At 37.1% G+C, this 18326-nt stretch carries 19 protein-coding genes and 1 other annotated feature; of the genes, 4 read left to right on the forward strand and 15 right to left on the reverse strand.

The window, feature by feature from the left end:
* Positions 1 to 53 precede the first annotated feature (53 nt).
* Both H7T98_RS02060 and H7T98_RS02065 read right to left on the reverse strand, forming a co-directional pair.
* Positions 54 to 1841: an ABC transporter ATP-binding protein gene (locus tag H7T98_RS02060; protein ID WP_201061135.1), complete on the reverse strand. Its 1788-nt coding sequence runs from the start codon at positions 1839 to 1841 to the stop codon at positions 54 to 56.
* Positions 1842 to 1853: 12 nt separating this feature from the next.
* Positions 1854 to 3590 (reverse strand): ABC transporter ATP-binding protein, encoded by a 1737-nt coding sequence (locus tag H7T98_RS02065; protein WP_201061137.1) that lies wholly within the window; start codon positions 3588 to 3590, stop codon positions 1854 to 1856.
* Positions 3591 to 3718: 128 nt separating this feature from the next.
* Here H7T98_RS02065 and H7T98_RS10135 point away from each other — a divergent pair, with 128 nt between their 5' ends.
* Positions 3719 to 3922, forward strand: coding sequence for a hypothetical protein (locus tag H7T98_RS10135; protein ID WP_201041603.1), 204 nt, complete (start codon positions 3719 to 3721; stop codon positions 3920 to 3922).
* Positions 3923 to 3955: 33 nt separating this feature from the next.
* On the opposite strand, the gene H7T98_RS02070 is transcribed toward H7T98_RS10135, so the two are convergent.
* From H7T98_RS02070 to H7T98_RS02095, 6 genes are all read right to left on the reverse strand, one after another.
* Positions 3956 to 5053 carry a sensor histidine kinase gene (locus H7T98_RS02070; RefSeq protein ID WP_201041604.1) on the reverse strand — a complete coding sequence of 366 codons (1098 nt, stop codon included), beginning with the start codon at positions 5051 to 5053 and terminating at the stop codon, positions 3956 to 3958.
* On the reverse strand, positions 5038 to 5745 hold the full coding sequence (locus H7T98_RS02075; RefSeq protein ID WP_201041605.1) for a response regulator transcription factor: 708 nt from the start codon (positions 5743 to 5745) through the stop codon (positions 5038 to 5040). The genes H7T98_RS02070 and H7T98_RS02075 overlap by 16 nt, the downstream gene beginning before the upstream one ends.
* Positions 5746 to 5750: 5 nt before the next feature.
* Complete coding sequence (locus H7T98_RS02080) at positions 5751 to 6458, reverse strand: hypothetical protein (protein WP_070654837.1); 708 nt, start codon at positions 6456 to 6458, stop codon at positions 5751 to 5753.
* Positions 6455 to 7246 carry a membrane protein gene (locus H7T98_RS02085; RefSeq protein ID WP_037601755.1) on the reverse strand — a complete coding sequence of 264 codons (792 nt, stop codon included), beginning with the start codon at positions 7244 to 7246 and terminating at the stop codon, positions 6455 to 6457. Before H7T98_RS02085 ends, H7T98_RS02080 begins: the two co-directional genes overlap by 4 nt.
* The gene (locus tag H7T98_RS02090; RefSeq protein ID WP_037601752.1) at positions 7236 to 7952 is read right to left on the reverse strand and encodes an ABC transporter ATP-binding protein; all 717 of its coding nucleotides are present in this window, start codon (positions 7950 to 7952) and stop codon (positions 7236 to 7238) included. Before H7T98_RS02090 ends, H7T98_RS02085 begins: the two co-directional genes overlap by 11 nt.
* 180 nt (positions 7953 to 8132) lie before the next feature.
* On the reverse strand, positions 8133 to 8255 hold the full coding sequence (locus H7T98_RS02095; RefSeq protein WP_151404978.1) for a putative RiPP precursor: 123 nt from the start codon (positions 8253 to 8255) through the stop codon (positions 8133 to 8135).
* Between the two features lie 978 nt (positions 8256 to 9233).
* On the opposite strand from H7T98_RS02095, the gene H7T98_RS02100 reads away from it, so the two are divergent.
* Together H7T98_RS02100 and H7T98_RS02105 are read left to right on the forward strand one after the other, a co-directional pair.
* Positions 9234 to 9977 carry a response regulator transcription factor gene (locus tag H7T98_RS02100; RefSeq protein WP_060972017.1) on the forward strand — a complete coding sequence of 248 codons (744 nt, stop codon included), beginning with the start codon at positions 9234 to 9236 and terminating at the stop codon, positions 9975 to 9977.
* A gap of 9 nt (positions 9978 to 9986) precedes the next feature.
* Positions 9987 to 11294, forward strand: a complete 1308-nt coding sequence (locus H7T98_RS02105) for a sensor histidine kinase (RefSeq protein ID WP_201041606.1) — start codon at positions 9987 to 9989, stop codon at positions 11292 to 11294.
* Between the two features lie 238 nt (positions 11295 to 11532).
* Here H7T98_RS02105 and H7T98_RS02110 read toward each other — a convergent pair whose 3' ends face one another.
* Positions 11533 to 12099, reverse strand: coding sequence for a transcriptional regulator (locus tag H7T98_RS02110; RefSeq protein WP_201041607.1), 567 nt, complete (start codon positions 12097 to 12099; stop codon positions 11533 to 11535).
* 324 nt (positions 12100 to 12423) lie between these two features.
* On the opposite strand from H7T98_RS02110, the gene H7T98_RS02115 reads away from it, so the two are divergent.
* The gene (locus H7T98_RS02115; protein WP_201041608.1) at positions 12424 to 12696 is read left to right on the forward strand and encodes a hypothetical protein; all 273 of its coding nucleotides are present in this window, start codon (positions 12424 to 12426) and stop codon (positions 12694 to 12696) included.
* A 123-nt stretch (positions 12697 to 12819) separates the two neighbouring features.
* Here H7T98_RS02115 and rplL read toward each other — a convergent pair whose 3' ends face one another.
* The 6 genes from rplL to H7T98_RS02145 form a co-directional block, all read right to left on the reverse strand.
* On the reverse strand, positions 12820 to 13188 hold the full coding sequence (rplL, locus tag H7T98_RS02120; protein WP_002886110.1) for a 50S ribosomal protein L7/L12: 369 nt from the start codon (positions 13186 to 13188) through the stop codon (positions 12820 to 12822).
* 74 nt (positions 13189 to 13262) lie between these two features.
* Positions 13263 to 13766: a 50S ribosomal protein L10 gene (gene rplJ / locus H7T98_RS02125; RefSeq protein WP_004183007.1), complete on the reverse strand. Its 504-nt coding sequence runs from the start codon at positions 13764 to 13766 to the stop codon at positions 13263 to 13265.
* Between the two features lie 31 nt (positions 13767 to 13797).
* Positions 13798 to 13934: a sequence feature (ribosomal protein L10 leader region), on the reverse strand.
* 122 nt (positions 13935 to 14056) lie between these two features.
* Complete coding sequence (locus tag H7T98_RS02130) at positions 14057 to 15265, reverse strand: ABC transporter permease (protein WP_201041609.1); 1209 nt, start codon at positions 15263 to 15265, stop codon at positions 14057 to 14059.
* A gap of 9 nt (positions 15266 to 15274) precedes the next feature.
* Complete coding sequence (locus H7T98_RS02135) at positions 15275 to 15961, reverse strand: ABC transporter ATP-binding protein (RefSeq protein ID WP_207185601.1); 687 nt, start codon at positions 15959 to 15961, stop codon at positions 15275 to 15277.
* 10 nt (positions 15962 to 15971) lie between these two features.
* Positions 15972 to 17225 (reverse strand): efflux RND transporter periplasmic adaptor subunit, encoded by a 1254-nt coding sequence (locus H7T98_RS02140; RefSeq protein WP_201061139.1) that lies wholly within the window; start codon positions 17223 to 17225, stop codon positions 15972 to 15974.
* A gap of 62 nt (positions 17226 to 17287) precedes the next feature.
* Positions 17288 to 18043, reverse strand: a complete 756-nt coding sequence (locus tag H7T98_RS02145; RefSeq protein WP_201061142.1) for a class I SAM-dependent methyltransferase — start codon at positions 18041 to 18043, stop codon at positions 17288 to 17290.
* Between the last annotated feature and the right edge of the window lie 283 nt (positions 18044 to 18326).

The raw sequence follows: 18326 nt of genomic DNA on the forward strand, positions 1-18326 counted from the left end.
GCTCGTTAAAATCAGCAAAAATCCACCAGTTATGAACTGATGGATTATTTTGTTTATTTCTCTGCAAACTGACTATTATACAAATCGTAATAGAAGCCTTTATCTGCAAGAAGGGATTCATGGTTCCCTTGTTCGATGATTTGACCATCTTTAAGGACCAAAATCTTGTCTGCCTCTTGGATAGTTGACAGACGGTGAGCAATGACAAAGCTTGTTCGACCCTGCATGAGAGTCTTCATAGCCTTTTGAATCAAGAGTTCCAAACGGGTATCAACTGATGAGGTTGCCTCGTCCAAAATCAAGATTTTAGGATCAGCCAAAAGCGCACGCGCAATGGTCAAAAGTTGCTTTTGTCCCAGTGAAATGTTACTTGATTCCTGGTTCATTTCCATGTTGTAACCGCCAGGTAGCGTACGGATAAAGTGGTCCACATTGGCAGCCTTAGCGGCTTCAACAATTTCTTCATCAGTTGCCTCAAGATTACCAAAGCGAAGATTTTCCTTGATAGTTCCTTCAAAGAGCCAAGCATCCTGAAGCACCATACCAAACTGTTTACGATAATCCTGACGAGACAGGTTACGGATATCGTGACCATCAACTGAAATAGAACCAGCAGTCACATCATAGAAACGCATGAGGAGGTTGATAATGGTTGATTTTCCAGCACCGGTAGGACCGACAATGGCTACCATTTCGCCAGGATTAACCTCAAGATTAAAGTCACGAATCAAAGGTTTATCAGCCACATACTGGAAGTCCACATGCTTAAAGCTAACTTGGCCAGTCAAATCTCCCTCTAGCACTTCAGTAGCATCATTAGCCTCGTCTGGTTCATCCATCAGTTGGAAAATACGGTCCAAGGAAGATTTAGCACTTTGCAATTGTCCAGCCAACTGAGTCAAGTTCTGAATAGGTTGGTTAATCTGCCAAACATACTGAACAAAGGCCTGCATATTACCAATCGTCAAGCGACCAGCCAAGACTTGCAAACCACCTAGAACAGCGACAATTAGATAGGTCAAGTCAGATAAACCGTTAAGAACAGGCATCATGAGTCCTGAAATGAAATTAGCCTTAAAACCTACCTTCTGAAGGTCTTCCGTGATTTCTTTAAAATCATCCAAGGATCTATCCTCACGGCCAAATAGCTTAAGCACATTGAAACCGGTCAGATTTTCTTGAACAAAACCATTAAGAGTACCTAGAGCATCAGCCTGTTGTTTAAAGTAGGGCTGAGACTTACTCATGATAAAGCGGGCACCAAAGAATGTAATCGGAATAGTGATGACAACTATAGCTCCCAATTGAAGATTAAGGTAAAGCACTGTTCCAATAACCAAGGCTAGAGTAAAGACGGCATTAACAACCTGCAAAAATGACTGCTGCAAGGCATTAGATACTGTCTCGACGTCACTGGTAAAGCGTCCCAAGAGGTCCCCAAACTGGTGCTTATCGAAGTATGACACTGAGGTACGATTGATTTTCTCGGTCATCTCATTTCGCATATCTTGAACCGTTGCTTGCACAGCATTGGTCATAAAATAGTTGGAATAATAAGCAGCCAACTCATAAATAAGACCACGCAAGAGATAAACAACCAAAACCAAACCAACATAGGAGACGTTGATATGAGCGCCTTCCACACCTTTGATGATGGCCAGCGTATTTTTAGTCAACTCGGTAATAGCTAAACCAATGACTACGGGTTCAAGGACACTCATGATAACACTAACAATTTTCAAGAAAATGGCTAGGTAAAGTGGGAAACGATAAGCCTGCAAGTATGACCAAAGACGGCCAAAACTTGAGGAATGATTTGTTTTCTTTTTATTATTCTTCATTTTGACCTCCTTCTAGTCTTCCGTAAGACTCTTTTGATTCAATTGTGAATTAGCGATTTCACGGTAAATGTCATTGCTTTCCATAAGCTCTTCATGACGGCCACGACCAACGATTTCACCCTTATCCAGAACGATAATCTGGTCTGCATCCATGATAGTTCCCACACGCTGGGCTACAATCAGGACTGTTGCATCTTGAGTCACTTCTTTTAGACGACGGCGCAAGGTCGCATCAGTCTTGTAGTCCAAGGCAGAGAAGGAATCATCAAAGATATAAAGATCAGGACGTTTAACCACCGCACGTGCAATCGACAAACGCTGCTTCTGTCCCCCAGAAAGGTTGCTACCACCCTCAGCCAAGTGAGAATCGTAGCGTTCTTCCTTACTGTCAATGAATTCCTTAGCTTGAGCGACATCCGTAGCTTGATTCAATTCTTCATGACTGGCATTTTCCTTACCATAACGGATATTTTCACCGATGGTTCCTGTAAAGAGCAGGGCTTTTTGTGGAATAAAGCCAATCTTACGACGAAGAGCCTTAAGATTATAGTCACGAACATCCACACCATCAACAAGAATGCGTCCAAGTGTTACATCATAAAAGCGTGGAATCAACTGCACAAGGGAGGATTTCCCTGAACCCGTTGATCCGATAAAGGCAATAGTTTCACCAGGTTTTGCCTTGAAAGAAATGTTGTGTAGGACAGGACTTTCAGTTTCACCAGGATAGGCAAAGGTCACATTGTCAAACTCCAAATATCCCTTAGTCTCGGTTTCTGTCACGCCATCTTCATTTGGATTGATAGAAATCGGCATGTCCATAATTTCCTGCAGACGTTCACTAGACACCGCCGTACGAGGATACATGGTAAAGAGATTGGCTAGGAAAAGGAAAGACAATAGTGCATGGAAGCTGTACTCAATAAAGGCAACCAAGTCACCGATAGCCAAACTTCCAGAGCCTAATGGCTCAAGAGCAAACCAAACAATGGCCACAATCATAGCGATGATGATTTGCACAAAAAGTGGCTCGGTCAAACCAGTCAATTTAAAGAGCTTGTTTGAATTATCCGCATAGACAGCATTTTCAGAAGCAAACTTCTTCTCTTGAAAATCTTCTCTAGCGAAAGCTCGGATGACACGAAGTCCAGTCAGATTCTCACGAGCGTACTGGTTAATCTTGTCGAGAGTTGCCTGTTGTTTCTCAGAAAGCGGACGCGTTTTTACCGCCACATACCAGACTACTACGGCTAGGAAAGGCAAGGAAATTGCCACAATCCAAGCCAAAGATGGACTTGTCGTCAAAATTAAGAAGACACTGGAAACCATCATCAGAGGAGTAATGACACCCATCTTTAGAATCTGTTCTGCAAACTGCATGAGAACAAAAGCATCAGATGTAATACGAGTTACCAAAGAGGATACCCCAATCTGCTCGTACTCATGGTGGGAATACTCCTGAAGCTTAGCGTAAATGTCATTACGCATGACCTGCACCATTGTGGTCGTCAACTTACTAACCGCATAGGACAAGAGCACACGACCAACAATCCCAGTCAAGACCACACCGAACATGACCCAAGCATAGGTATAAAGCTTGTCAGCATCTCCACGGTTAATCCCCTCATCAATCATTCTGGCAAGAACCGTCGGCAGACCTAAGTTAGCAATAACAAATAAAATAGCCGCCGTAAAATTCATTGCTAGCCACTTAGGATAACGCCTGAGATAAGACCAAATATAAGCCATAAATTTCTCCTTTTCTTTTTTGCATTTACCATGCCTTTAGGATTTTTATAGTTATTGACAACCACTAAAGCCGAAAAAGGCACAGAAAAAGGGCGTGACAAGCACGCACATTACCTACATTCTAACAAATGAAAATATTAAAAGCAATAGAAAAAACCAGAGCTAATGCTCTGGTTTTCTTTATTAAGCGACTTGAGTCGTTACCTTATTATTTATCTTTACTTAAAGCCATGATAGACTTGACAAATGGTGGAAAAGAACCGAATAAATCAGTTATGAGTGCTAATTGCAAAGATTTTGAAATAATTATTATCAATATGCTTACTTTATGAACTTCATAGAATTCAAGATTACGATATTCAAGCCTAGGTGTTATCACTATTTTTTATAGGAATAATTAATTTAACCATAGCCCCTTTTTCCTTATTTTGCAGTTGTATATCACCAGAATGAATGCTCATTACTTGTTTTACAAATGCCAAACCTATTCCAAAATGTTCAAACTGTGAATTTCTACTAGTGTCTTCTCGATAAAATAATTTTCCAAAATTTTTTAAAACATCTTCAGAAAATTTAGAACCATTATTCCAAATACTTAAGGCAATACTACCATCTTCTAACTCAAAGATAACTCTGATTCTCTTTTTAGAATCGTCTGCATAAGCCATTGCATTATTAACAATATTTGCCACCGAACGGATTATTAAATCTAAATCCAATTCAATATTACAGTCTCGGTCTATCTTCGAATTATACTTGTAGTCAATGTTATCTCCAATAAGGTATTCACACTCTTGTTCCAGTATTTTGGATAAATTACTAATACGATACTGATGGAAAGAAATCTGATAAGAGTAAAAAGTTTTAGAGTAGTTGATTAACTGATTAAAATAGCTATCTAATTGGTTGCTTGCTCTTTCAATGTCTTTAAGACATTGAACATCAACACCTGATAAAGGTGCCAATTGCAACAATTCCGAGTTTCCTTTAATTACAGTCAAAGGTGTCTTCAAGTCATGCGCCATCGCTGAAACTTTAAAGAGAATATCCTCCTTTTGGTCTTTCTCTACCTGAATCATATTTTTAATTCTTTGTTGCATTAATTCAATGTGTTTATTTGTTTCTATGAATTCAAGAATTGTTAAATTCGATGAATTGTTTACAGATGTTAGCCACATGCTACCATGATAAACAATCTCCATTTCTTGCTTTACTCTTGTTAACAAAGCTTTAATATTAATAGAAACTATAATAATCAAAGATATACAAATATAAACCCATGAAAAAACATTAAATAATAGCCCTAACAAGCCACTAGCGATTGACTGATTTTCTGAATGGATATTGATAGAAATAGTTGATATAGGAAAAATATAGGCTACAATTACATTCAAACAAAATTGTTTAACAATTGTCCACTGCGTCTTTTTTACTAAAGCCTTAAAATCTAATTTTCGTTCCAACTATATCCGCCTCCCCACTGTGTCTTGATCGGATTAATTGAAAAGGGTTTTAATTTTGAACGAATTTGATAAATATACTCAGCAATAGAACGAAATTGTGCATCTGATTCCGACGGATATATTCTCTCATAGAGCTCCTCAACGGAATATACTCTCTTCGGGTTGCTTGCTAAAGTATATAAAATTGTAAATTCTCGCTTTGTCAATGATATAGTCTCTTCTTCAATTAAGATTTCTTGATTGCTGACATTAATTATCAAATTCTTTGTACATATTTCTTTATTATTTTTACGAGTTCTTTCCTCCCTTTGGATATGCATCCTAACACGAGCAACTAATTCTGTAATACTAAATGGTTTTTTTATATAATCATCCGCACCAGCCTTTACCCCGCTAGCCAAATCACTATCCAATTGCTTGGCTGTTACAAAAATTATCGGTACATCGATTTGTTCTCGAATGGATTTACAAATTTCTAAACCATCAATCGGCATCATGATATCTAATAAAATTAAATCAAAGCCAATAAATGAACAAATATCTATGTTACCTACTTCTCTCCTCGTCGTAACTTCAAACTCTGAGCGTTCTAAAGAATTCTTTATCAAACGAAGAATGCTTTCATCATCATCAATTGCTAATATTCGATATACTTTTTTTCTTTCATAACTAAATATTATCACAAAATACAAAATTTTTATCGTACACTCCTCTTCCTAAACAGCAAAATAGAGAAAGATAACAGCAAAATCCCCCATAAAAATTGAATTGCAATACCTATTGTATAAGGTATATAAGATTGATTCTCAATCATAAAAAATGAATTCATAGTGGAGATAATCGGGAAGTAGAGAAAAGCATCGCTGAATTGCAGAAGCATTTGACCTAACCCCAACAAGAAAGACAAGGACATTCCCATTGGAACAACTATACTCCTTGTTATAAGAACTAAACTAAAACATATTAATATTAAACCAATTGATACCAATATTATTCTTAATGCTAAGGTATAAATATGTAAGGGAATTAATAGACCATAAAAAGTATATACTACGCAAATAGTACAGAAAGCAACCAGACTCCAAACTAATATAGATATTGATAATATTACTATTAATTTTATAAAAAAGAATTTCCACCGTGTTGGGTTAGCTAATAAACTGCTTCTTAAAGTTGAACCGTTAAATTCTTGACCTATAAATAGTATTGTAATAATAATAATCCCAGCTTGTCCGAGATAGAAGCTTTCTAAGATTTGCGTTAAAACATAATCCTCGGTTATATAACTTGGAGTTTCATGTAAAAAAATAACAAATAAAGGTACTAAAATTATAGTTGCTAGGACAGTCAATAATAACCATTTATTATAAATAAACTTTAAATACTCACTTCTAAAAGAATTCATCTAACATTACCTACATCTTCTTTCAAAAATTTGTAATATGCAAAGCTACTAATTACTAGCACCCAAGTACTCAAAAATAAAACACTGCGTCCTGGTGTTGTGATTTTTAAAGGAGATGTTGCAATTAAATCTTGCCCTAAAGATACTGGTAAATACTTAGCAAGCTGAATTCTGTCAGCAAGAAAACTACCTAAATTATAGACTTGTGGTAATAAGAATAATAATGATCCAAGTGAAGATTTAAAATAAAAAGCAATTGAATAGGATAACACCGCTAGTAGCGACCACGACAATGATCCTAACAATATAAAGTACCAAACATTATTACTCAGTATCAGAGGGCTCAATCCTTCTCTTTCTAAACCAAACTGTGCACTTGCAATAGATAAATAGATTGAAACAAATGACACAACAAAAATAAATACACTTGTAACAAAAAATTTTATTACAAAGAATACTGCCTTATTTGAACATAATAACAAGCTGGTACGTAAAGAACTATTTTTATATTCCATACTTCCAAGAATTGCTCCTAAAATAATCATAGCAAACAAGCCCAATAGTATAGCTTCAAAACCAATATACTCAATTGGAGGTATTGGTTCTACTAAGCTGCTATTTGTTTCAGGGGTTGCATTCAATCCAACTGCTAAAATTTGTTTAGAACTGATATAAGACAATAACGGCTGAAAAATAAAAACAATTGGTAAAACTATTCGGGTTGATCTACTATAAAAAATTTTATATAGCTCTGATAAAGTATTATTGATTTTTATACTACTCATCATAGCCACCTCCTGTTAAATGAAAGAAAACATCTTCTAGATTATCAAATCCGTTCAATATATTACGAAGTGTACCCGAAGCTATGATACTTCCTTTGTCAATAAAAACAACCCTATCAGTTACCGCTTCTACTTCTGAAAGTATATGTGAAGATAACAATACTGTCTTACCAGTGTTTGCTTGTTCCCTAATAAAATTTCTAAACCATCTAATTCCACTAGGATCTAGACCATTTGTAGGTTCATCTAAAATCAGGTACTGGGGGTTTCCCAACAGCGCTGTTGCAATACCTAATCTCTGACCCTCTCCCAAGGAAAGGTTGCCTATTTTTGAATTTCTTTTATGTTCAATATCAGTAATGGATAACACCTCTGATATTCTGGAATAATCTATTCCATTACTAGCGGCAGCAATTTTCAAATGTTGAAAAACTGTTCGATCACTAGGAGCCCCCACACCATCAAAAGAAGCTCCTACAGTTAAAAGAGGACGTTCAATATCACAATATTTCTTACCTCCTATTAAAGCAGTTCCTGAAGATGCCCTATCCAGACCCAAAAGTATTCGTAGTGTCGAACTTTTTCCGGCACCATTCGGTCCCAAAAAGGCAGTGACTTCCCCCTCCTCAGCTGTAAAGGATACGTTCTTTAATATATCTCCTTCTTTAAGAGTTTTTGTAACATCTCTTATTTCAATCTTATTTGTCATAATACGATACTCCTATGCTAAAAATTGTTCTTTTAAATTCTATAATATGAATTTCGGAAAAATATCAGAAAATAGATTAAGATTGAACAAATTTCAGATTTTTTTCACCTCCACTATGTGGATTACTTGTTTTCCATAATAATTACTATATTAACTTAATGAATATATTCGGGTAATGGATTATATTCTAATTAAAAATAAAGCCCTGCCACCAAATATATCTCTGAAGCTACCTGCGACTAATCCTGCAGTACCACTTTTAAAAGTAGAAATTTTTTCTATAACTGGCTTCGTATAACTCATATACTTTCCTTTCTAAGTCAATATTTAATAGTCCAGACTGCTTGACTATTAAAATAGTAACAAAGATTATTCAGATTTTTTTCAGAAAAAATAAATTTATAAACAATTCCTGATGGTAGTAGAATATAAGTTGTGTAAACACAAAAAGGAATAAATTCGTTACAGTAGAGTTGCAATACCTAAACAAAACGTTTATTACAATAAAACATCGAAAAACTATTTAATCTGATGATAAAAAAATAACCTCAAGTACAGTTTACATGTACATGGAGGTTAGTGCACCTTTTCGATATTAAAAAAATAATCTAGATAATCACAAATTTCATTAGAGGTATTCGCTAATGACTTTTTGATATCAATGACACCTAATAGTTCGAGATGTTCATTAAATATTTTGTTATAATCAATATTCGCTGTCAATAAAATAATTTGTGCATAAACGTTACTCCTCCTAATTTTTTTAACTTTTTTCCATAATTACAATTCTTTGTAAATGTGATAAAATAAAGAGTGTTAGTTGCTGTAGTAATCCTTATAGAATTAAAATGATTGTTAACTTTAACTTTTAACTTATATTTTTTAATATACTTTTTAACAGTTATCAACAACCAAAAGTGCCTCACAATATTGAACATACTTCACCTCCAATTCCTATTTTTATTATAGCTTGGTTATACCATTTAATTTGTCATATATCATAAACGGTTCATTTTTTGTCATTTACAGTAAAAGTATACCGATATAATAGTTTCTAGAACTGTTACGATATACCGGTTTTATGACTACTATCATTACTTAAAAGTTTCCATACTTATATGTGTACTGCATGTTAGGGAAAATTATCTGTATTTGCAAAGAAACATGGATTTTTATTTAGACGTCCTAAAAAAACAAAACAAATATATTTTCATACTGGAAAAAGACTTCAATGTCTTTTACTGCAGTACTAAATATTTTATCGAATGGAGAGTACACTAATTGTTAAATATTTTTATTTTAGAAGACGAATTTTTACAACAATCACGAATAGAGAATGTTATAAAAAATGTTATTGCAAAAAAATCTCTAAAATGTAAAGGACCTGAGATTTTTGGAAAACCTAGCCAGTTACTTGACGCAATTACGGAAAGAGGTTCTCACCAACTTTTCTTTTTAGATATTGAAATTAAAGGAGAAGAAAAAAAGGGGCTAGACATTGCGAAAGAAATTCGAAAAAAAGATCCTAATGCAACAATTGTTTTTGTAACAACACATTCAGAATTTATGCCAGTCACTTTTAAATATAGAGTTGCTGCACTAGATTTTATTGATAAAGCTTTAGATGATGAAGATTTTTATGAACGTGTTCATTTAGCAATTGAATATACCATGGATAAAATGGGTGCCACTATTGCCCAAGATTCTTTTACTTTTGAAACAGCTACGGCCCATGTTCAAGTGCCTTTTAACAATATCTTATTTTTTGAAACGTCTCCAACAATACATAAAGTTATTTTGCATACTAAAGAAGAACGAATGGAGTTCTACGCCAGTATTTCAGAAGTTGAACGAGCTGACGACCGCCTATATCGATGCCATCGTTCATTTATCGTTAATCCTGAAAATATCGTTAAGATCAATAAAGAAGAGAAAATGGTAATGTTTGAAAATAATAATGAATGTCCCATTTCCCGTACGAAATATAAGGGTCTCCTAGAAAAAGTTAAATCTTTGAAAATCTAAGGTGTTTCTATGGATATAGTTATAAATTTATTGCTGTTCTATTCTAAGACATTAGTAGTATTGTTAATGTTTCAACAGGTGAGTAACCAACCAATCAAACCTTTGTGGAATATTATTGGTCCATTTTTGTATGTCCTACTCCTCATCATATGTCCTCCTGTTGGGTACTTTGCTTTCTTTTTTATCTTTATTGCTTATAACATATATCAAAATAAGTATGGTAGTAAAACACTTGATATTTTTTATGGCTTGTACCCCATTATCGTTCAAAGCTTGCTAGGTAGAATGTTAGCATTCTACGTTTTCCCTCTACTAGGAGTCTCTGTCTTCAATGAAGTCAAACTAAGTTGGTATGATATCTTAATTGAATTACTGGTTTTCCCTCTTCATTTACTCATAGTAAAATCTCTTAGGTTAGATTTTGACGAAATAAAAGAAGGTTTCAAGCGTTACTATTTCAAGTATTTATTATTACTGATCAACATCTCTATGTTTGTATATATGCTCTTAGTTTCTATACTTGTTATTTATAGAGACAAATTAGCTGATGCAGATAACTGGAGAGGACATATTAATAACTTTTATATTGTTCTGTTTTTTGTAATGCTACTCTATCTCAATGCAATTTCAAAAGAAAAACTAGAGAAGGAAATTATTGATCAAAAAGATACTCAACTAAATGAACTATCTATCTATAGCCATCATGTTGAATCACTTTATGAGGAAATTAGGAGTTTCCGTCATGACTACATTAATATTTTGACCAGTCTAAAATTAGGAATTGATAATCAAGATATTGAAGCTATTAAAACTGTTTACAATGGCGTACTTAGAGATAGTGCAAACCAATTCTATGATAGTAAGTTTGATATTGCTAAACTTAGTAATATTAAGAATGATGCTATCAAAAGTATTCTTTCCGCTAAATTACTTGAGGCACAAAATAGAGGTATTTCAATTTCTGTTGAGATTGAAGAACCTGTTAGTAATTTTAGGATAGAATTACTAGATTTCATAACTGTTCTTTCTGTCCTTTGTGATAATGCTATCGAAGCTACGATTGAAGCTATAAATCCAAGAATGACTGTTGCTTTCATGAATAATGATGATTCGTTGGTACTTATCGTCGAAAATAGTATAAAAACAGAAAAAGTGGATGTTAGTCGTATTTTTGCTAGGGGGTACTCTAGTAAAGGGGAAGGAAGAGGTCTTGGGTTACATAATGTAAATAGCATATTAGAAAAATACCCTAAATCTACAATTACCACTCGTAGTGCAAATCATCTCTTTTCTCAAACTATCAGATTTTGTAAATAAGTGTCGACTTTAAACTTTAACCTCTTTAATCGACTTCGGTTTTGCATTTGAATAGTCTGTTTCTAGTATTTTTTGCTACATAGCTTAATAATTTTTGGGACCACTAGCTGTGCTAGTAGTTTTCGTAGGACCCAAAAAGACAGTAACTTCAGAATAGTTACTGTCTTTTTTATTTCATGTTTATCTTAAAGCCTTGATAGACTTGAAAAGTGGTTTATAAAGACTTCTTAATACTTTATCAATGCCCTACATCTGAATATGAAATATAATAACGTTGCCCATCTTTAACAAAACTATACCAGTTTCCATCGGGTAAAATTTCATATTTATCCCAATCAACATCACCTGCAGGAAGTGTAGAAACTGCTCCGCTATCTTTATCTGGCGCAGTATATACAGGTGTTTCCTCATCAAGTGTCAATGTTCCAGAAGTTGCTGTCCAAGCACCTCGACCACCTTCAACTCCTCCAACTTGAGAAGCTGGTGTTGTTGCTTCAGCCACTTGCCCAGCATCTGTAGTGCCTGCTTGAGCTTGTTCTTGAGAAGAAGATTTAGGTGCTACTGCTGAAGCCTGATTGTTATTTTCTTCATTTGAAACTGCTGAAGATGATGATTGAGCTGCTTTCTTATCCTTCTTAACAGCTTTACTTGAGCTTGAAGATGATTTCTTGACCGTCTTGACTGGGCTACTACTTGTGCTAACACGTGCTGACTCATGACTATTAAACTTAGTCACTAAGAAGATAGCGAGGATAACTACAATAAGAGTTGATAGGATACCAATGAGTTTAGTTGTTGTTTTCATGATTGACGTTCCTTTTCTTATGATTTACAAGATTAGTATAATATAAAGACAACTAAAGTTTCATTGAAGTCATAAACTGTAGTTTTTTCGTCATAAAAGGACAACATCTTCTATTTTTAGCGTCTATTTAAAATGATGGTCTTGATAATATTATTCGTCATGATACAGAATTAAATGAAAAACTTACACAACACGAACGAGATTACTTAGAGGGCGGAAGACGTGATTCACCCCCTACTCTGCTATTTGGGTATGATGCTAAAACAGATAATGAATCAGATTTTCATTGTGAAGAATTGACTATTGAAAATAAGGAGATAATAAATGATGAATCATGTCAATTCCCAGATAAAAAATAGAAGAAGGAATACAGTTATTGCAAGAGGAAAAATCATAAATATAGAACATAATGAGGATTACTCTTACCTAAAATTATTTATTCGAAATGGCGCTGGACTAAGACATACTTACTTAACATTTAGATATGATCCAAAAATATTTTATATTAGTAAAAACCAATATGTGATAATTACAGCACATATTGAAAATGAACAAAACCAGTTTAAAATAGAAAAACAAAAAAACTGCCAAAAATAAATTTGGCAGTTTTTTGGTAGGGAACCTATTAATTCAAACAGTTTCTCATAATCGTTTATTGCAATAAAAAACCAGAGCTTTTGCCCTGGTTTTCTTTATTAAGCGACTTGAGTCGTTACCTTATTATTTAAGAGTAACTGAAGCTCCAGCTTCTTCAAGTTTAGCTTTGATTTCTTCAGCTTCAGCTGCAGCAACACCTTCTTTAAGAACTGATGGTGCACCGTCAACGATAGCTTTAGCTTCTTTAAGACCTTCGCCTGTGATTTCACGTACAACTTTGATAACGCCAACTTTTTTGTCGCCTGCAGATGTCAATTCAACGTCGAATGAATCTTTAGCAGCACCAGCGTCAGCAGCACCAGCTGCAGCAGCAGCTACAGGAGCAGCAGCAGTTACGCCAAACTCTTCTTCGATAGCTTTTACAAGGTCGTTCAATTCAAGGATTGAAGCTTCTTTAATTTCAGCAATAATGTTTTCAATGTTCAATGCCATTGTGATTTCCTCCAAATGTGTTTTTTAATATAATTTTTTAAACGTAGCTTAGGCTACGAGTTGTGAAGATGGGCTTACGCAGCACCGTCTTCTTTGCTTTCTGCAACCGCTTTGACAGCGTATGCAACGTTGCGCACTGGCGCTTGAAGTACAGAAAGGAGCATAGAAAGCATACCTTCTTTGTTTGGAAGTGATGCAAGAGCGTTGATTTCTTCGACTGAAGTGAACGCGCCGTCAACAACACCACCTTTGATTTCAAGAGCTTCTGCGTCTTTAGCAAATTCGCTAATAACTTTCGCTGGTGCGATAACATCTTCGTTTGAGAATGCTACTGCAGATGGACCAACGAAGAGTCCTTTAAGGTCTTCAAGACCTGCTTCTTCAGCTGCACGAGTCAAGATTGAGTTTTTGATAACTTTAAATTCAACGCCTGATTCACGAAGATTACGACGAAGAACTGTATCTTGGTCAACTGTAAGTCCACGAGAGTCAACAACAACGATAGATGCTGCAGCTTTCATTTTCTCAGCGACAATCGCAACCTGTTCAGCTTTCTTAGCAATAATAGCTTCACTCATTAGTAGTTTTACCTCCGTTTTTATTTTTGGGCTAGGCACAAAAAAATCGTACCTAAACCTAGACACGAAAGTACAATACGTTACAAAAAAATAGTTACGTTTTGTGCCTCGGTTGGATGTTTATGAGTTTAACTCCCCAACTGTCTTAGGTCAGTTTTTTCAAACCTCATTTATAATATCATGACCTAAATCAGACGTCAAGAAAAAAATGCAAATTTTTTTATTTTTTTCTCTATCTTTTTTTAAAAGCATAAAACCTCTCAAAATCCAAAGATTTCAAGAGGTGATGTCTAATCATATCTAAGAGCTTCGATAGGATCGAGTTTCGAAGCTTTATTAGCTGGTAGGAGACCAAAGATAATTCCCACAGCTGCTGAGAAAGCGATGCTTCCCATGGCTACGCCAAGAGAGACTGTCGCTTTAAGCTCCATGGCATTCCCAATTGGTCCAACGACTAGGGCCGCAAAGCCTAGCCCGATCAAACCTCCCAGGATGGTCAAAACCATGGACTCAATCAGAAACTGAGTCAAGATTTTACGACGTGTGGCACCTAAAGCCTTACGAAGACCAATCTCTCGTGTCCGCTCAGTTACCGAAACCAACATGATGTTCATAACACCGATTCCGCCAACTAAGAGTGAAATGCCAGCAATAGCTCCGACAACGGTGGTAATGGTTCCAAAAATCGTATTCACCTGTTCTAGGGCCGAACTCATATCTGCTGCCTTATATTCTCCATTGTCATCTTGGGCCAACTGGGTCAAGCGTTTGGCAGCATCCTTAGCAACGCTACTACTATTTTTCACATCGGTCACATGGAAAAAAATCTGACCAATAGCATCGGTGTTATTTTCAGCTGCTAACTGGGTATTGGCCACAAGAGCTGTTCCAATTTCACCATAGGCACCGATTGCTGTGTCTTTATTCTTATAAACACCAATCACACGATAATCATTGTTCCCAATAGTAACCACTTGGTTAAGGGCATCCTCATTCGACTCAAAGAGTTTTTTAGCCACCATCTGATCAATGACAATGACTCGTGAAAAGTTTTTATAATCATTGTCTTGCAAGGAACGTCCTGTCAACATCTCTAACTTTTTAGCTTTAAAGTAGCCCTGGCTGGCACCTGTGATATTAACATTCTTCACAGTCTTTTTCTGGAGGGAGATAGAGGAAGTTAGGCTGTTGGTCACAAAATAACTATCGATACCAGGCGTCTGCCTAGCCACTTGCTCCAACCAAACTTCTTTAACCGGTTTGGTCGGATGTGACAGGTCCGCATAGGCTGGATCTAGCTCCTCACCCTTGGCTTCATAGTAGACTTGAACGGTATCCTTATCACCGGTCACACTATCGGTAACACTCTGACGCATCCCATTTCCTAGACCCATGATAAGTACTACCGCAGCAACACCAATGATAATCCCCAACATGGTCAGGAAGGACCGCATCTTGTGTGAACGAATAGAACTAAGAGCAAATTTCCAATTTTCCATTCTTACCTCCTAGTCAATCCGAACGCTGTCCGTTGTGTCTTGGGTGATTTCCCCATCACGGATAACAATCTTACGTCGGGCATAATCCGCAATCTCAGGTTCATGGGTAACCATGACAATGGTCTTCCCTTCTCGGTTTAGCTGGGTTAAGAGATCCATAATCTGGGTTCCTGTCTTGGTATCAAGCGCACCCGTAGGTTCATCCGCCAAAATGATTGCCGGATCGTTAGACAGTGCACGCGCAATAGCCACCCTCTGCTTCTGACCACCAGATAGCTCTGATGGCAAATGATGGCTACGGTCTGACAAGCCAACTTTTTCCAAGAATTGTTGTGCCCTTTGCTTACGTTCACGTGGAGATTTCCCCGCATAAATCAAGGGAAGCTCTACGTTCTTTTGGGCACTTAACTTTGGCAAGAGAAAAAACTGCTGAAAGATAAAGCCAATCTGGTCATTTCTTACCTTGGCCAGGCGGTTTTCAGAGAGATTAGCCACATCCTCGCCCTCGAGTTGATAGGAACCTGTAGTCGGTTGATCAAGAAGTCCAATAATATTCATGAGGGTTGATTTCCCTGAACCAGAAGGACCCATGATTGCCACGAAGTCACCTTCTTCAACTGATAAGTCAATTCCCTTAAGGACCTGCAAGGACTCCTGACCATTTTTGAAAGACTTGGTGATGCCTTTTAAGACCATAAGAGCTGGCTTAGTCACTAGACTTCACCTCTTCTCCACTAGTCTCTTTTGATTTTTTGCTATCGGCATCCGTCACATCCTTTAGTGTCTCACCATCCTTGAAGGATTTTTCAGCCTTAGTAATAACCTTTTGACCTTCTTTAAGCCCTGATGCAATTTCTTGCTGCTTAGCATCTGCATTACCAAGTTTGACCTTGACTTGCTTGATTTTTTGACTCTCGTCATCGTAAACCCAGACGTAGTTGTCAGAGCCTTTCTTGGTCACAGCAGTTACTGGAACTAACAGGGAATCATCATCTTTGGTCACTTCAAGAGAGACATTGAAACCTTGTTTGAGCTTGCCGATTGGACTGGTCAGTTGAACCTTGTATTCATACTGGGAGCCTGTCTGTCCTGAATTGCTAGATGTACCTGCTGACTGACTGGCATTTTGCTTAGGATAATTGGAAACGTAGCTGACTTTCCCCGTCCAAGTTTGATCTGGGTATACTTTGGAAGTAATCTTGACCTTCTGACCCACTGAAATATTTGGAATGTCATATTCTGTTAAGGTTCCTTGAATCTCAAATTGGCCTTCACTGGTCACATGAACTAGAGTCTGGCTCTCTTTTGAAGCAGGATCCACAGAGTCCGCAACTTCTACAACTGTCCCATTAGCATCTGAAACAATGACCGTTTGGTTGAGGACATCTTGTGCCTTTTCTAGCTCTGATGCTGCGTTAGCAACAGCATCATTATAATCTTGCAAGGTTTGGTAATTACTTGCCTCGGTTTGCTGACGCTGTTGAGGGCTAACGGTAGTCGTCGAATCATCCTCATCCGAATCACTACTTGTTTGTGCCGAAGCCGCAGGAGCTGTCCCATACTGTTGGAAATAATTACGGTCACGAACTGCCTTATTATAGGCACGACTAGCCGTATCATAAGCTGCTTGGGCAGAGGTACTGTCGTATTGGACCAGTTGCTGACCAACGCTAACTTCCTCACCAACAGAGACTGTCACAGTGGCATTGCGTCCAATGGTATTGTCAAAATAAACGTACTGTTCCGACTGAGCCTTCACCATGCCAGTCAGAAGGGTGGACGAGGCCAACTGCCCCTTGGTTACCTTACTTGCTGTAGGGGACTCGGAAGCCTTATCATCTTTGCCACCACCTGCAAAAAGGTTAAATCCTAGGACCAAAAGGACAAGGAAGCCAATTCCTCCAATGATCCAAACTCTTTTTTTATTTTTAAATAACTTTGGACTGATTTTCTTTCGCATAAGTCTCTCTTTTCTTTTGTATCGTATAAATAAAACAATTGTAATACTTTTAACTTTCTGTGTCAATGGCCTTCGCTTAAATCCATGACACCATAGTGCAGCTTTTGATTGGGGCGAATCTGACGTTCAAACCCAAGTTCCTCAAAAACGGTATCTCGAAAATGCGCCTTGATGATAATTTTTTCTCGTGCGACACGCTTAGCCTCATTTAACCATTCTTCTGTCAGACGGCTGCCATTGGCCAGAGGCTTGATAGCCTCTAGATTTTCCGATTCCTTGATGATCTCTGAAAACATTGGATCGGCATAGATGATATCAAAGGAATTGTCAGCTTGAGCCTTCAAAAAAGACAAGCTATCGCTCTTAATAGCTTTAATAGAACGCATGGCCTTTTCAAGCTGCTTATCATCTGTCTGATAAGAGGCAAGACCACGAGAAACCACCTGAAAAATCACATCTTGACTCTCAAGGGCAGTCACCTGATTTCCCGCTGCTACCAGCACTAGGCTATCAGAAGCCAGACCCATAGTCGTGTCAAGAATAGTCTTGGGAGACTTACCTAAAAGACTGACTAAAGCGTCATGGGGGGCCTTAATCCTGAGAGCAGCCGTATCTGGATGGAAGGTCAACTCACTAGCATCCGAATTGATAAAAGACAGTCTGTCTTTATATAGGAGATAGAAAGGTCCAAAGCGCTCTAAACATTTGGCCAAGGACAACTTGCGCCGAGGATGATAGTCAGCTCCGAGCTCGTGGGCTAGTTCTTGGGCACGCGCAATCAAGGACTCGTTTTCCCGTAAAGATGTCGTAATAATCATGTTTCTAGTATAGCAGAATTTAAGTAGTCTAAACCATGGTCTTAGCTTTCATTTTTAACTTTCTAGCTTACATTTGTGTAAGAAAACTCCTCAGCAAGGCTGAGATTCAGAACATAATTAAACTATTTTTAAATATGAAATAGATTTTGCGGACCTAGTCAGCTTAGACCGAGACTTTTGGCAGTGATGAAAACGCCTGAAGCAATTAGTCTCAGGCGTTCGGAAGTTTTGAGCCGAACGTCTCAAAACTTAGTCATGGAACTTCGAAGAAGATCGCTGACGT

Origin of the sequence: Streptococcus sp. 23.2 (assembly GCF_016648665.1) — a bacterium.
Taxonomy (GTDB): Bacteria; Bacillota; Bacilli; order Lactobacillales; family Streptococcaceae; genus Streptococcus; species Streptococcus salivarius_E.